This is a genomic window from Dyella caseinilytica, from assembly GCF_016865235.1.
GTDB lineage: Bacteria > Pseudomonadota > Gammaproteobacteria > Xanthomonadales > Rhodanobacteraceae > Dyella_B > Dyella_B caseinilytica.
Genome location: NZ_CP064030.1, coordinates 2,783,133 through 2,798,281 on the forward strand (window position 1 = coordinate 2,783,133; position 15,149 = coordinate 2,798,281).

General features: G+C 60.1%; 8 protein-coding genes and 1 tRNA gene. 4 read left to right on the forward strand and 5 right to left on the reverse strand.

Annotation, left to right across the window (positions count from 1 at the left end; translation table 11 throughout):
* The first annotated feature begins 226 nt into the window (after window positions 1-226).
* The 3 genes from recC to recD are packed head-to-tail and all read left to right on the forward strand — an operon-like array spanning window position 227 to window position 9,337.
* On the forward strand, window positions 227-3,721 hold the full coding sequence (gene recC, locus ISN74_RS12025; RefSeq protein ID WP_229679396.1) for an exodeoxyribonuclease V subunit gamma: 3,495 nt from the start codon (window positions 227-229) through the stop codon (window positions 3,719-3,721).
* Window positions 3,718-7,371: an exodeoxyribonuclease V subunit beta gene (gene recB, locus ISN74_RS12030; RefSeq protein ID WP_188800950.1), complete on the forward strand. Its 3,654-nt coding sequence runs from the start codon at window positions 3,718-3,720 to the stop codon at window positions 7,369-7,371. The genes recC and recB overlap by 4 nt, the downstream gene beginning before the upstream one ends.
* Window positions 7,361-9,337: an exodeoxyribonuclease V subunit alpha gene (gene recD / locus ISN74_RS12035; RefSeq protein WP_188800952.1), complete on the forward strand. Its 1,977-nt coding sequence runs from the start codon at window positions 7,361-7,363 to the stop codon at window positions 9,335-9,337. Before recB ends, recD begins: the two co-directional genes overlap by 11 nt.
* 179 nt (window positions 9,338-9,516) lie before the next feature.
* Here the strand turns inward: recD and ISN74_RS12040 are convergent, their stop codons facing one another.
* From ISN74_RS12040 to pilV, 5 genes are read right to left on the reverse strand one after another with little or no spacing between them, the layout of a single operon-like run.
* Window positions 9,517-9,936: a type IV pilin protein gene (locus tag ISN74_RS12040; protein ID WP_188801218.1), complete on the reverse strand. Its 420-nt coding sequence runs from the start codon at window positions 9,934-9,936 to the stop codon at window positions 9,517-9,519.
* A gap of 12 nt (window positions 9,937-9,948) precedes the next feature.
* Window positions 9,949-12,156 carry a pilus assembly protein gene (locus ISN74_RS12045; RefSeq protein ID WP_188800955.1) on the reverse strand — a complete coding sequence of 736 codons (2,208 nt, stop codon included), beginning with the start codon at window positions 12,154-12,156 and terminating at the stop codon, window positions 9,949-9,951.
* A gap of 15 nt (window positions 12,157-12,171) precedes the next feature.
* Complete coding sequence (locus ISN74_RS12050) at window positions 12,172-12,864, reverse strand: pilus assembly PilX family protein (protein WP_188800957.1); 693 nt, start codon at window positions 12,862-12,864, stop codon at window positions 12,172-12,174.
* 2 nt (window positions 12,865-12,866) lie between these two features.
* Window positions 12,867-14,216 (reverse strand): PilW family protein, encoded by a 1,350-nt coding sequence (locus ISN74_RS12055; protein WP_188801219.1) that lies wholly within the window; start codon window positions 14,214-14,216, stop codon window positions 12,867-12,869.
* A complete protein-coding gene (gene pilV / locus ISN74_RS12060; protein WP_203546599.1) occupies window positions 14,213-14,740 on the reverse strand; it encodes a type IV pilus modification protein PilV in 528 nt (175 codons plus the stop codon). Before pilV ends, ISN74_RS12055 begins: the two co-directional genes overlap by 4 nt.
* A gap of 210 nt (window positions 14,741-14,950) precedes the next feature.
* Here pilV and ISN74_RS12065 point away from each other — a divergent pair.
* Window positions 14,951-15,026 (forward strand) — tRNA-Thr (locus ISN74_RS12065).
* The last annotated feature ends 123 nt before the right edge of the window (window positions 15,027-15,149 follow it).

Consider the following 15,149-nt stretch of genomic DNA (forward strand, 5'->3'; position numbering starts at 1 on the left):
GGCGTCTAAACGTTGTCTTAAGCGGTGCGCCAAGGGATGGTTACCGTATGCGGCCTGAAAACTCAGCGAGTTGCTTCAAGGCATTGATAGCTCTGATTAACGCTAACATCCCTGCAACCTCTGCCATACGTATTTCCATGCTCCGATCCAGCTGCGCGACCGGTATGAAGCCTGCGGGCTTCCCTTCCGGGACAATCTCCACAACCACCAGCCAGCGCAGCCATCCGTGAGCGTGCCCGAGTCCTTGACCCGCAACCCGATCGAACCCGGCCTGATGGTGATTCATGGCAATCGCCAGGAGGATCTGCGCGATCTGCTGGTGGCCTGGTTACAGCGTGCGCCGCTGGAGCCGCTGGAAAACGAAGTGATGCTGGTGCAAAGCAACGGCATTGCGCAGTGGCTGAAGCTGGCGCTCGCGCGTCCCCTGGATGTGGGGGGCTTGGGTATCAGTGCAGCGGTGGATACGCAGTTGCCGGGCCGTTTTCTGTGGCAGGCCTACCGCGCTGCGCTTGGCGAGGCGGCGGTACCTGCGACCTCTCCGTTCGACAAGAGCCGGCTTGCCTGGCGCTTGCTCCGCTTGCTGCCGCAACATCTGAATGAAACAGCGTTTGCCCCCTTGCGCAGCTTGCTGGGGGATGTTCATGACTGGCGAAAACAGTATCGGCTTGCCATGCAAGTGGCCGATCTGTTCGATCAGTACCAAGTGTTTCGTGCCGATTGGCTGGAAGACTGGGAGCATCGCAACGATGTATTGCGTGACGGTCTGCGCCAGCGCGTAACAGAACTCCCTCCTGCACAGCGCTGGCAGCCCCGGCTCTGGCGGCTTTTGCTCGATGATGTTCCGGCTGCCCAACGCGATAGTCATCGCGCAGCGGTCCATCGTCACTTCATGCAGCAGATGCAGGCGCCGGACTTCCAACCGCGAGATTTGCCGCGCCGCATTGTGGTGTTCGGTATCACCTCATTGCCACAACAGGTGCTGGAGGCACTGACCGCGCTATCGCGCTTCAGCCAGGTATTGCTGCTGGTCACCAATCCTTGCCGGCATTACTGGGCCGACATCATCGAAGACCGCGAACTGCTGATGGCAGCGCAGCGGCGCCATGCCGGCAAACCGGGGCTGCCGCCGGAACCGCGTTACGAAGATCTGCATCTGCACGCCAACCCACTATTGGCCGCGTGGGGCAAGCAGGGACGCGACTTTATCCGTCAGCTCGATGCCTTCGACCAGCCCGAGCGCTACCGCGACACCTTTGCTGCCATCAAGCGCAGCATCGATTGGTTCCAGCCGCTGGGCAGCGACTCGCTGCTGCACCAGGTGCAGCAGGCCGTGCTCGAACTGGAGCCTGTCCCGGCTGATCCGGCCTTGCGCAAACCCCTGCCGGATAAACGCTCGCTCCACTTTCACATCGCGCACAGCCCGCAACGCGAGGTGGAGATACTTCACGATCAGCTGCTCGCTCTGTTCGAGCAGGCTGCGCGCAAAGGCAAACCGCTATCACCGCGCGACGTGATCGTGATGGTGCCGGATATTCGTACCTATGCACCGCACGTGCAGGCGGTGTTCGGACGCATCGCGACAGACGATCCGCGTTACCTGCCCTACAGCCTGGCTGACCAGCCTGGCCGCGGCACGTCCCCGCTACTGTCGGCGCTTGAGCGTCTGCTGAACCTTACCGAGTCACGCTTTACGACCAGCGATATCCTCGACCTGCTCGACGTGCCGTCGCTGCGCCGGCGCTTCGGCGTGGCCGAAGACGATCTGCCTACATTACGTAGATGGATCGCCGAATCTGGCATCCGCTGGGGCCTGGATGGCAAACACAAGCAAGCCTTCGGCCTGCCACCCGACGAGCAAAACAGTTGGCGCTTCGGTCTGCGCCGCATGTTGCTCGGCTATGCAACGGGCGACGGACCGTCGCTTGACGGCGTAGCACCCTATGCGGATATCGGCGGCCTGGATGCCTCGCTGCTCGGCCCACTGAGCCAGTTGCTGGAAACGATGGAGCACTACTGGCAACTGTTCTCCGCGCCGGCTACGCCACTGAAGTGGAGCGAACACTTGCGCCAATTGTTGCGCGATTGCTTTGACCCTCGCGGTAACGAGGACGATGCACTGCGCATCGATCGCCTGGACGATGCGCTCGATAACTGGCTGGATGCCTGCCAGGAAGCAGGCTTCACACAGGCCATTCCGCTTTCGATCGTGGGTGAGGAATGGCTCCAGGCGATCGATCAACCGCATCTTTCCCAGCGCTTCATGGGTGGCGCCGTGAACTTCGGCACACTGCTTCCCATGCGTGCCATTCCCTTTCGCGTGGTGTGCTTGCTCGGCATGAATGATGGCGATTACCCACGTCGCATTTCGCCACCCGACTTCGACCTGATGGCGCTTGCGAAACAGCACCGCCCCGGTGATCGCTCACGCCGCGAGGATGATCGCTACCTGTTCCTGGAGGCCCTGCTTTCTGCGCGCGACGTGCTGCACATCAGCTGGCTGGGCCGAAGCGTGCGTGACAACAGCGAGCAGCCGCCCTCAGTACTGGTCGCGCAATTGCGCGATTACCTCGCCACGGGCTGGCACCTGCCCGACGACGCTGAAACGGACAGCGAGTCCCGCGAGCACCTGTTGGATGCCATCACCACCGTGCATCCCTTGCAGGCTTTCAGTGAGCGTTATTTCGAACGCGATGTGGCTTCGCCGCTATTCACTTATGCCTCGGAATGGGCACATGCCCGCCGTGCAAAGCCAATCGTGGAAACGGCGCCGCTGTCACCGTGGCAAACAGAGCCTGTACTGGATCTGGGCGCCTTGCAGCGCTTTCTCGCCAGACCGGCAACATGCTTCTACAGCGAACGCCTGAAAGTACGTTTCGAAGACATCGACACCAGCCTTGAAGATGACGAGCCTTTCGCGCTGGACGGGCTGGAAAACTACGCCGCCGTGCAGACGCTATTGCAATCGGCATTGAGGACTGAAGAAGCCGAATCCGGATTGGCCAGCGCCGCGGTGCGATTGCAGCAGCAAGGCGTGGTGCCGTCTGGTGGTTTCGGCGCGTTGGCCGTGAACAACGTCGGCGGCAACGTTGAACGCATCCTGCGCCGTTGGCACGCCTCCATCGCCCATTGGTCCGAACAGCTGCCGGTGCAGGAACTGCGTCACACGCATGACGAGGTCTCTGTCGAAGGCTGGCTCGATGATCTGCGCACCAGCGCGGATGGCACGTTAGCGCGGTTGCTTCCTGTGGCCGGCAACCTGTGCCAGGACAGTGCCATCCGCTACGACAAGCTGCTGCAACCGTGGGTGTTGCAGCTCATGGCGAACGCAAACGATATCCCCATGTCCACCCGTTTCCTGGGGCCGGATGCAACGATCGTGCTGAAGCCGCTGGAGCATGCTTACGCATCTGAATTGCTGAACGCACTGCTCGACGCATGGAGGCATGGCATGCAGCAACCGCTGCCCATCGCTCGCCGCACCGCCTATGCATGGCTGCTGACGGAGCGAAATGAAAAAAGCAAAAGAGACCCTGCCGAAGCTGCCGAGAAATGCTACGAAGGCAGTGACGGCTATTCGGTGCAGCAAGGCGAAATGCACCAGGAGCCTTGCCTGGCTCGCACATGGGGGCGCTTTTCCTTGCTGTATGCCGACGGCTTCGAGCATTGGCTACCGCTCTATCGCCCGTTGCTCGACGTGGCAGAAAAGGAGGGCGACGCATGAACGAGATTGCACCGCTCGATCCGTTGCGCCTGCCTCTGCAAGGCATCCGTTTGATCGAAGCCAGCGCAGGCACCGGCAAGACCTGGACGCTGGCGGCCTTATACGTGCGGCTGGTGCTGGGCCACGGTGGTCAACCACCGCAATTGCCAGCACAGATTCTGGTGGTGACATTCACCCGCGCCGCGACGGCGGAGCTGCGCGAGCGCATCCGCGAACGCCTTGCCACTGCTGCTGCGTCCTTCCGGGGACAACGGTCAGCAGACGATTTCCTGCAACGCCTGATTGCTGAATATCCCGGCGCAGAAGAACGTGCTGCTGCCGCGAGACAGTTGGATCTGGCCGCGCAATGGATGGACGAAGCCGCCATCTATACCATCCACGGTTGGAGCCAACGCATGCTGGCGCAGCATGCATTCGAAGGCAACGAGGGCATCGATGAGGTTGCCGACGAAAGTGCGCGGCTCGCCGAAGCTGTGCGCGACTACTGGCGCCGCTTTTACGCGCCGATCGATGAAGCAGAAGCAGCCTGCATCGCCACGCAATGGCGCAGCCCGCAGGTGTTGCAGCGTGCCGTGCGGCCACTACTGCGCCAGCCGATCCAGCATGTGCGTATTCAAGGCCAGCCATTGCCGCCGGTCGAAGATCTCGCCGATGCCTTGCGAAAGCACCACGCGCCACGGCGCGAGGCGGAACAGGTGGCACGTGGCTTGTGGCATGCAGACATCGACGGCATCGAGTCCTTGCTTCGCACCGCCGTGCAAACGAAGGCGCTGAAGAACAATATCTTCATTCCGAAGACGGTGGAACGCGAACTGATCGCACTGGCCGAGTGGGCGCAGGGTTACGCCATCGAGAAGACCGTGCTCGTACGTTATACGCAGAAAAAACTCGATAGTGCAGTAAGCAAAGGCAGCACCACGCCTACTCATGCCGCCTTCGATGCCATCGAGACGTTGCTCGATACGTGGGAAGCCGAACCACCACTCAAACCGCTGCTGCTCGCTCATGCATTGCCATGGATAGCAGCGCGCGTCGACCAGATCCGCCAACGTCAGGCCAAGCCCGGCTTCGACGACATGCTGCGCCAGCTCGACGCCGCCCTGCACAGCTCACATGGTGCCCAGCTTGCAGACACCATCGCCACACAATATCCAGTCGCATTGATCGACGAATTTCAGGATACCGATCCGCTGCAGTGGCAAATCTTCCAGCGCATTTACGCGGACCGGCCCGATACCGGCTTGCTGCTGATCGGCGATCCCAAGCAGGCCATCTATAGTTTCCGCGGCGCGGACATCCATACCTATCTCACCGCGCGTGAACAGGCGCAATCGCCCACCTGGACGCTGACCGCCAACTACCGCTCCACCTCGCCGCTGGTCGATGCGGTGAATCGCGTTTTCCGATATGCCGATCAATGGCCATCCGGCGCTTTTGCATTCGGCAAGGGATCGCACGGCTTGCCCTTCCAGCCCGTGATGGCCGCGGGTGCAAAACGCACCTTGCAGTACGACGGCCAGCCCGTCACGGCCATCCAGTTGGAGGTATTTCCCAGCGACAAGCCGATGAACATGGGCACCTACCGAGATACAGCCAGTGCCTACGCTGCAGCCCACATCGTCGATTTGCTGGAGGCCGCGCAATCAGGGCGCTGCGCGTTCGTCGACGAAGACGGCAAGCAAACTTCGCTGCGCCCACAGGACATTGCTGTGCTGGTGCGCGATCGCAGAGAAGCTCTCTGCATACGCAACGCGCTGTGGCAGCGTCGCGTGGCAAGCGTCTATCTGTCGGAGAAAGATTCGGTCTACGCCACCGAAGAAGCCATCGACGTGCTGCGCTGGTTGCAAGCCTGCGCCATGCCGGCCTCCGACCGCCTCATGCGCACAGCGCTAGCCACCGCCACCATGCAGCGCAATCTGGTAGAACTGGATCGTCTGAATAACGATGAAGCGTACTGGGATGCATGCGGCCAGCGATTCCGCGATCTGCAGATTGTGTGGCAACGGCACGGCGTGCTGGCGATGCTGCACAACTTACTACACGCGTTCGACCTGCCCGCGCGCCTGCTCGCCGCCCCGGGTGGCGAGCGCGCACTGACCAATCTGCAACACCTGGCGGAACTGCTGCAACATGCAGCGACGAATCTGGATGGCGAGTACGCCTTGATCCGCCATCTTGCTGCGCACATCGCGCGCGCCGACGAGGACGATGCGGAAACGGCCGAGGAACAGGTGGTGCGGCTGGAAAGCGAAGCCGACTTGGTGAAAGTGATCACCATCCACAAATCGAAGGGCTTGCAGTATCCGATCGTGATGCTGCCTTTCGTCAGCCGCTTCCGGGATGTTCCCAAGGGTGCTCAGCCATGGCACGACGAACAGGGACGCACCTGGGTCGACCTGGAACCCGATGAAGAAGCCAGGGAACGCGTGGATCATGAGCGCCTGCAGGAAGATCTGCGCCTTTTCTACGTTGCCCTCACCCGCGCCGAACATGCCTGCTGGCTGGGCGTCGCATGCGTCACCGAAGGGCAGAGCCGCGCCGCGGGGCTGCACCGTTCCGCACTCGGCTACGTGCTTTCGGGTGGCGAGCCGATCGAACCGAGCGATCTCCCGGGGCGCATCGACGCGTTGCGTGGGGATTCGCCCGATATGCAGGTGCATATCGCAGACGAGCCTGCTGGCATACGCATGTACCATCCGTTGCATCGCCCACAAAGCGAGCGGCAAGCGCGCATCTATACCCTGCCTCCACCCGAACCCTGGTGGATCGCCAGCTACAGCGCACTGACACACAGCGAAAGCGGGCACGCCGCACAGGTTGCGCCAGACACTGCCATCCAGGATGTACTGCAGGAAGCCGCTCGCGAATCCCTTGAGTGGATCGCTCCTGCCATCGATTACGGCATGCACGCGTTCCCGCGCGGCGCAGAAGCTGGCACCTTCCTGCACGACTTGCTGGAATGGATCGCCGAGGCCGGCTTTGCCGCAGTCGCCAAAGATCCCACGGCACTCGAACAACAAATCGCACGCCGCTGCCAGCGACACGGCTGGCAAGCGTGGATATCGCCACTCGGCCAATGGTTGCCAGCCTTGCTGCAGACACCACTGGCATTGCCCGATGGCCACACGCTGGCGCTTGCGGATCTTGATGCTCGCACGCGCTACCAGGCGGAATTGGAATTCTGGTTCGAAGCGCATCACGTCGATACGCAGCAGCTCGATCAGGTGGTGACACGTCACACCTTGAACGGACTATCCCGTCCTCCGCTTCCGACCAACCGCCTCAATGGCATGCTCAAAGGCTTTATCGACCTTATCGTCGAACAGCGTGGCCGTTATTACGTGGTCGACTACAAATCCAATTGGCTGGGTGAAACCGTAGCGGCTTACACCCCGGCAGCAATGCGCGATGCCACGCTGCAATCACGGTACGACTTGCAGTACGCCATCTATACGCTGGCTCTGCATCGACAATTGCGCGCTCGCCTGGCCGATTACGACTACGAACGGCATATCGGCGGGGTGCTTTATCTGTACTTGCGCGGCATCGACCACGCTGGCCATGGCGTACATGCGGAACGCTTGCCGTTTGCATTGATCGATGCAATGGATCGCCTGTTTGCACAAGGAGCACGCGCCAATGTCGCATAAGGCGATGCTCACGATGTTGACCGATGCCGTCGAACGGCATTGGCTACGACCGCTCGATCTGGCCTTTGCGCAGTTCCTCAGCGAGCGCGATCCGCAGGCCGACTCGCGCCTGTTGCTTTTGGCGGCGCTGACCAGCCGGCTGCTTGGCGATGGCCATCCGTGCCTGGATTTGAACGCGCTGGAGGCACTTGCTGCAGAACACACCTGGCCGTCCCATTGGCTGGACCTTCTCGCAGATATTTCACTCTCTGAATCGCCTTTGCTGGCGCGTTCCGATGGCATGCCTGCGAATGCTCCGTTGGTCCTGGATCGGCACCGACTTTATCTCCGCCGGTATTGGCGCTATGAATGCGACGTAGCACAGGAAATTCTTGCCAGATTGTCATCCCGTCCTGTCGATGAAGAACGCTTGCAGACGGAGTTACAACACTTGTTCCCTACCCTTCGTGCAAGTCACATCGAGTGGCCGCGCGTAGCCTGTGCGCTATCGTTGCGTGGGGGCTTCAGTGTCATGACGGGTGGACCAGGCACGGGCAAAACGACCACGGTCGTGCGCTTACTCGGCTTGTTGCAAACCTTGCAATGGCGCCAGCAAGCCGCCCCATTGCGCATCAGACTGGCAGCACCGACTGGCAAGGCTGCCGCCCGGCTGAATGCATCCATCGCCCGTCAAATCGCACAACTGGACGTGGATGAGTCAGTACGCAAAGCCATTCCGCAACAGGTGGAAACGCTACATCGCTTGCTAGGTGCGCGCCCCGACAGCCGCCGTTACACACACGATCGCCGTCGACCGCTGCATCTGGATGTACTGGTGATCGATGAAGCCTCGATGATCGACCTGGAAATGATGGCAGCCGTACTGGAAGCTTTGCCCTCACATGCCCAGCTGATTCTTCTTGGTGACAAAGACCAGCTCTCGTCGGTGGAAGCCGGTTCCGTACTCGGCGATCTATGCCGCCGCGCAGAAACGGGCCATTACACACCAGCCGTGGCAGATTGGCTTCGGAAAATCAGTGGCGACGACATTGAAGCTTTCGTGCGCAACGACGCACAGGCGCTGGATCAGCATATCGCCATGTTGCGTCACAGCCATCGTTTCGGTGCCACCAGTGGCATCGGACGACTGGCCGCCGCGGTCAATGCCGGTCATATCGAAGAAGTGCATGCTTTACTGGCGTCACGGTCTGGTGATATCGCATGGCTATCCACCGACGCGGAGCGCACCCCGTTGGCAACCATCGCTATGGATGGCGATACGGACCGCTTTGATCTCGACGCATCCGGCGCGACGCCACAAGGCTTTCGCTTCTATCTCCAGCGCCTGCGGGAACTGCGCCCTGGCTCGAGTGAAGATGTCGTAGCCCATCAAGCCTGGGCTCATAACGTGCTGGAGGCCTTCAACCACTTCCAACTGCTGTGCGCCGTGCGCCAGGGACCCGCTGGCACCGAACGACTCAATCGCGAGATTGCCTCCAGCCTACATGCCGCGGGCTGGACCGAGTCGGATCGTGGCTGGTACGAAGGTCGTCCCGTGATGATGATTCGTAACGATTACAGCCTTGGGCTGATGAACGGTGACGTCGGCATCACCTTGCGCATGCCTGGTTCGGACGGAGTCGTTCGCCTGTATGTGGCGTTCCCGGTAACACGTGCACCCCAGGCAACATCCGGGCAAGAAGAAAGCGCACATGTGCGCTGCGTCTTGCCATCGCGGCTCGGCGACGTGGAAACGGTATACGCGATGACCGTACACAAATCGCAGGGTTCGGAGTTCGAGCATACGGCGCTGGTTTTGCCAGAGGAAGAATCCCTTATCCTCACGCGCGAACTTCTATACACCGGCATCACGCGTGCGCGCCGGTGGCTGACCCTGGTAGGAACCCCCGGCAGCATCGAGCAGGCGCTCGCACAACGAACGCGTCGCTATTCGGGATTGACCGAGCGACTTTTGCATCAACCATAGCGATGCTCATGGGTTGCGATTTTCCAGCGCTTTTCTCGACGACTTCAATGAAATCACGAAGCCACCCAGATTGGCCGCAATCTTTCAGACCACCCAGTCGTCATTCCGGCGAAGGCCGCAATGACGACTCAGACCTCTTGTACTCCAAGGTAAAATTGCAGCACAAGGCTGCCAAACTATCACCAGCACTTGCCATTGGCATTGGCTTGCACATCATCTCGTGCGGGCGTCTTTGCGCCTCTGCTGTCGATGGACAGATTTCCGCACAGGTCCTTGGCTTGAGTGCGGATAGGCAACGCCACCGCTGTAAATGACTGTGCTGTATCACCATCCACTTCGAGCACCAGCTCGTAATAGCCATGTGGTGATATAGCAGGATCAGCAAAGCCGAATTGCGCCAGATCATCCGTGTATCGATTGTAGGTGGCATACCAACGCTCTTCACCATTGGCAATCGCCATCAAGGCTTGATGAGCATCCGCACGATGCGCGCGGAACACATAGCGGCTGTAGTTGGTGATCGCCATGGCGGCAAGCACGGCCGCAATCGCCGCCACCATGATCATTTCCGGCAAAGTAAACCCACGTGAGCGATCCATCGCTTTTCTCCATCAATCATCGGGATTCAATGCATACCAGGAGCGGCGGCGCCATAGAGGGCTAGCGAGCCGTAGAGGTATATCCAGGCCACCCGTTTGGGATTTCAAACCGATACCCGGAAAAACCAGCCGCCCACCACCGATCGTGGCAGCCATAGGCAAAGTCCCGGTGGTACGTGCCTGATTCACGACGCCACCTGCGTACGAAACACCCCCAACCGATACCGCATTCCCCTGACCACCGGTCGCAGCATCAATGGCGATGACAGCGCTTTGAGGCATGCCGCCGGCATCGACGGCGGGGATCAGCGTATTGACCAGCACGGAGCCGCTATTGAACAAAGCGGTGGGTGCAGACACGACTCGCTCACCAGCCATAACGTCAAGATCGATGTGCCAACCTCCTGCCGCCAGCGGTAACGCACTGGCCGTGAGGCTGCGCAACGTGGCATCCGCTTGGATGGTCTGAGTCAAGATCTGCGCCTGCAAGCTGTCACGTGTCACGGTGACCGGATTGCCCTGCTTGTCGATGGTGTCGCGAATGCCATAGACCGACTGCACCGGGATATCGACCGTTTTGTCACCCGTTCCGAGATATTTTCCGGTGCCAAATACGACGATGAAACGATTCGTTGCCGGGTCGGGAAACAGCCGAGGCATGACTGTGATGGGTTGTGCATAGGGAGCAGATGGACGATAGGCCAGCGACACTCGCCAATGGGCTGGATTCGGGGCCGACAGATCGAAACGCCATAGATTACCGGCCAAATCACCCGCAAAGGCCACATCATCGATCTGATTATTGTTGTAGTCACCAAGCACAGGGGTAGCGAGGCCATACCCGTCAGCACCCCGCGTAGCCGAAGCTGTTCTCAGCTCACGAATCACTTCACCCGTTTGCGCATCCAACACGAACAAGGCGCTGCTGTTTGCCTGCGCCTGCTTGGCGGCTTTCTCACAGTGAGACGGCTTGTCGGGCTCGCTGCAATCCGGAAAGTACCCGCTCGGCACCAACACAGCCCAGCGGCCGTTCGCTAGCCGCGCAATAGCTGGCTGGCCATAAGTGTAACCAAGGTCTGCGGGATCATAGCTATCGCCAGTGCTCGAGATACCGGGAGGCGTATCGGCGTCGAACTCCCACAGCACAGTGCGCCCTGGAAACACCTCATTCGCTGCTTCCGGGCGCGTCACGTCCAGCGCATAAATACCGCGGCCACCGAACCCCAGACCACCAGCCAGCAAGGTATGCCATTCGTGATGGCCATGCTCACTGAAAAACACATCACGCGTCACCGGCGTGGCATCGACCGTTGGTTGGAATTGGAAATCGCTGGCATGCGTCAGATTGCCGAGGTTCGCGTAAGCTGCACGCGGCACATACGCCCAAAGCTCCTTTCCGCTGTTCGCAGGCGCGATACACGTATTGCCAAGTGCTGTTCCATCACAGCTGAGAGTGGGTGCATGGAACGCATGCAGCATGCCGTCGTTCGTGCCTAGATAGACCACTGGCATCCGATCCGCATCCTTCTCGACAAAACGCGCATATGACTCGGCACCGGCAGCCATTTCGGGAGCAGGCACCGACACGCCGTGGATGCGTGTTGGCCAATTATCGGTGTAACGGCCCGTGGGATAACCCACATACACGGTCTGGGAATGAATGACCGCGCCAAGCAGGCTTCCACGTACCCGCATGAGGCCATCGCGTTCATCAGAGCGTGCGCCTCGCAGATAGTTGACGCGGGCCACCAGGGTATCGCGCTCGACAAGCTCTGGTTTCGGCAACATCAGTCCAGACTTTTCGCTCGCATCGAACGCCGACGAGGGTTCGAAGGCCATGCCCGTGATCATGCCCGCAGCGCTCAGGCCGGCAGTAAGAATGGTGCGGCGATTGGGCGGTGTTACCAGCTCATCCGTAAGCAGCGTGCCGGCATCCCAGACCAGGCGATCATGCGTACCGTCCGCTTTCAAAGTGACCGCTTGCAGCACACCCGACCAGTCCAACGGGTCATAGCCACCTTCAAACGCAAGCAGTCCTGCGCTCAGCACACTGCCATCCAAACCGAGCACCGCCAACGATGGCACTGCCTGCGTGCGATCCAGAGGCAAGGGGCTGAGTTCCACCGTTCCGGGAAGTTGGTGCTGCGATGCCAGTACGTTCGTCGCAAGCAAAGACATGGCAAACGTGTATGCAGCGCTCAGACCTAGTCGTTTCGTCATATGCAACATCCAAACTCAGGGACTGGCCGGTGCATCGAAGGTGCTCTGCACAACGCGTACGATATTTGGATTGCCACCAGTGCCGCGCGCTGTGATGCGATAGATGTGAACATCCACTTCGCCAACACCACCATTGTTTGGCCCTGTGTTGCCCGATTCATGCAGGCTACCTGCACCGGGCGGCCGCATACTGCCGAGATCTTCGATGATGTACACCGGATTCTTGGCGAGGGCGGCCGTGGGCTGTCCCTTGCCACTGGTGTAACCCCGTCGCTGGGAGCCGATATAGCTTTTGCCGATACCCGTCACCCAACCCGATGCAGTCTGAAATCGTGTGACAGTGCCATTCGCGCTGTAAGGAGCGCTCAGCGGACGGTACATGACGCAGCCGTCGTCTGAAGAGATTCGTCCATCCTGGCAATGCAAGTGAATACCGGCCTGGCTCGCGATCGACCATATCCTGTATTCGGCACCTCGAAGTGCCGTCTCGGCGCTGAGGCGCGCCTGCTGTGCGTTACGCAAACTTCCCGCCATGCGCTGCTGCAGCAAAGCGTGCTGCGCAGTGCCCATGGCCAGCATGGTGATCAGCAGCAGGAAGATCAGCACCATGATCAGCGCGAATCCACGTTGCCGTTGCAGTGCTCGCGCCGATAAAAGGAATGTGCCGTGTCGTGACGACGTGCCGATGGACTTGCTACACACGAGCATGGCTATGGATTCACGTTGCGCAAGGCGACCACCGTCGTGAATTCACGTCGCAACATGGGTAAGGGAAAACCTTGCTGCAGCGGAGTCACCTTACGGCCCTTTGCAGTGGGCGATGCAGGTGTGACTAGCCCGTCTGCCGCATACGTGTAGGCCAGCTCATCCTCCGTGAGCGAGTAAAGGGGTTGTTGCCCGTCCATCAGCAGAGTCACTTCGATCAAACTTACCGAATGCCACAGGCAACCACGGTCCTGACCGCCACGTATCGGTAATGACACCGAAGAACAATCCCTGCCTGAGCTGTTATCGACCTGTTCGGCGGTGTAATAGCGCACTCTGCCATCGCTCAGCTGCACACCGTATTTGAAATCGAGCCGCTCGACCCCGCGCGCGACTTCTTCGGATGAACCGTCACGTGATGCCGTGCTGCCACCATTGACGCGGCGTATCAAGCTGCCAGTGGTGTGTCCCATGCCATCGCCGTTGTCCACGACCTTGAGAAAATAGGTAACGGTTCGCCAATCGCGACTGAGATTGAACAACTTCGGCGCGACCATGTTCTCGAACACTGCCGGCTGGGTGAAATTGTTGCCGGTGGACGTGAGCTGGCTGCTGCCCTGCCCCGATACCGCGAAAATCTGCCCCTGTGAGCAATCCGCGAGCAGGGCTAACGGATCACCCACCGCAAAATCTTTGGCGCTCAACTTGCTGGTGGCGGCACTGATATCAATCGACAAGGAACCATCTGCATTCACAGTTATTCCATGGCCATCGGGCGAAAGAGACCAGCCGCCGGATGGGTCGAGATAGCGCACAGTGAGCACTGATGCGCCGACGACGCGATCATCTACGGACACTCCCATCGCGGGAATGCTGAATCCATGTCGGTTTCGCTTGTTGCTGGGATCGACTGGCTTGCAATCGCTCGCCGCACAATCGTAGCCGCGCATGGCCAGAAAGGATGGCAACGAATACGGCTCGGCGGGTGCAGAGGGATAAGGGCTACCCCACGGCGTGGTGGCATCGCTCAAGGCCGCCATGAGTGCGCCTGGCTCGCTGGCGTAGACGGTGGGCATGCGCAATTGATCCAGGTAAATACCGGCGGCGCTGAGGTGACCATTGCCACCGGAGCCGGCGCAGTACGGGGCTCCACTCAACATGAGATCGTCGCGAATCTGCGTGATCGCGAAGCGCCCCTCCTCCTGCAGACGGGCGAGCTGCTCCTGGGCAAGACGGCTGCGGGAGGAAGACGTGAACACCGCCATTACGCCCGCACTCACCAGTAAGCCCAGCAGCATCGCGATCATCAGTTCGATCAGCGACAGACCCCGCTGATAACGCAGACGGCCGCTCATGGCTGAAATTCCCAGGCGAACGTCTGCCGGGCACCGTCGTTCGTATCGGAGGCAGCCAGACCGATGCCTTGCTCGGTCCAACTGATCGTCATCGTGCAGCTTCCGCCATAGGGTGGCCGCATGCCCAATTCGTCCGAAGCCGGGACATTGGCGAGACCACGGCTTTCGCAGGAAATGTTCGCCTGCGCATCCGGAGGCAGGAAGGTTTTGAGCTGGCCACTCCAGGCGCCTTTGTCGTGCATGGCCAGTTGCCGGGGCGTGCATCCTCTGGCGCAGTCCTGGCGCATGGCATTGGGGTAGGCACCGTTGTAGTCCCCCATCCAGACGCCCATCGAGTTGGCCTGCATGCGATCGGCCATGCCCTGCGCAAGAAACGTCACCTGGCTACGCAGGTACGCGGAGTGGGTGGAGCGTGCGGACACCACCAGCAGCCCCGCCACGCCGATCAACCCGACGCTGAATACCAGGATGGCAACCAGAACTTCGATCAACGAGACACCCAATTGGGACGGGCGATAAGGCATGGATGACATTCCTTGTTATCCCTGCCGATACTTTGGCCATGACGGCAAGGCAGCGGAAGTCGTCCGCCGCCCCAAGGCCGAGTACGGGTGATAAGCCAGCGCACGCCGCAGGCTAAGCCGGCTACTCATCAGGACATTCCGACAAGCGTCCCGGTTTCGGCAGGCACCGGCTTGCACCGAACCATAAGCCCCCCTAAACTAAGCGGCTCCGCCGGAATAGCTCAGTTGGTAGAGCGGCGCATTCGTAATGCGTAGGTCGTAGGTTCGATTCCTATTTCCGGCACCAGATAGTCATCCAAGCAAGTCCAAAAAAGGCCAGAAACCTCTCGAAACTAAAGGTTCTGGCCTTTTTTATTGTCCGCTGGTGTCCTACCCCATCCATTGAAATCCGGGGGTAACTGGGGGTAGC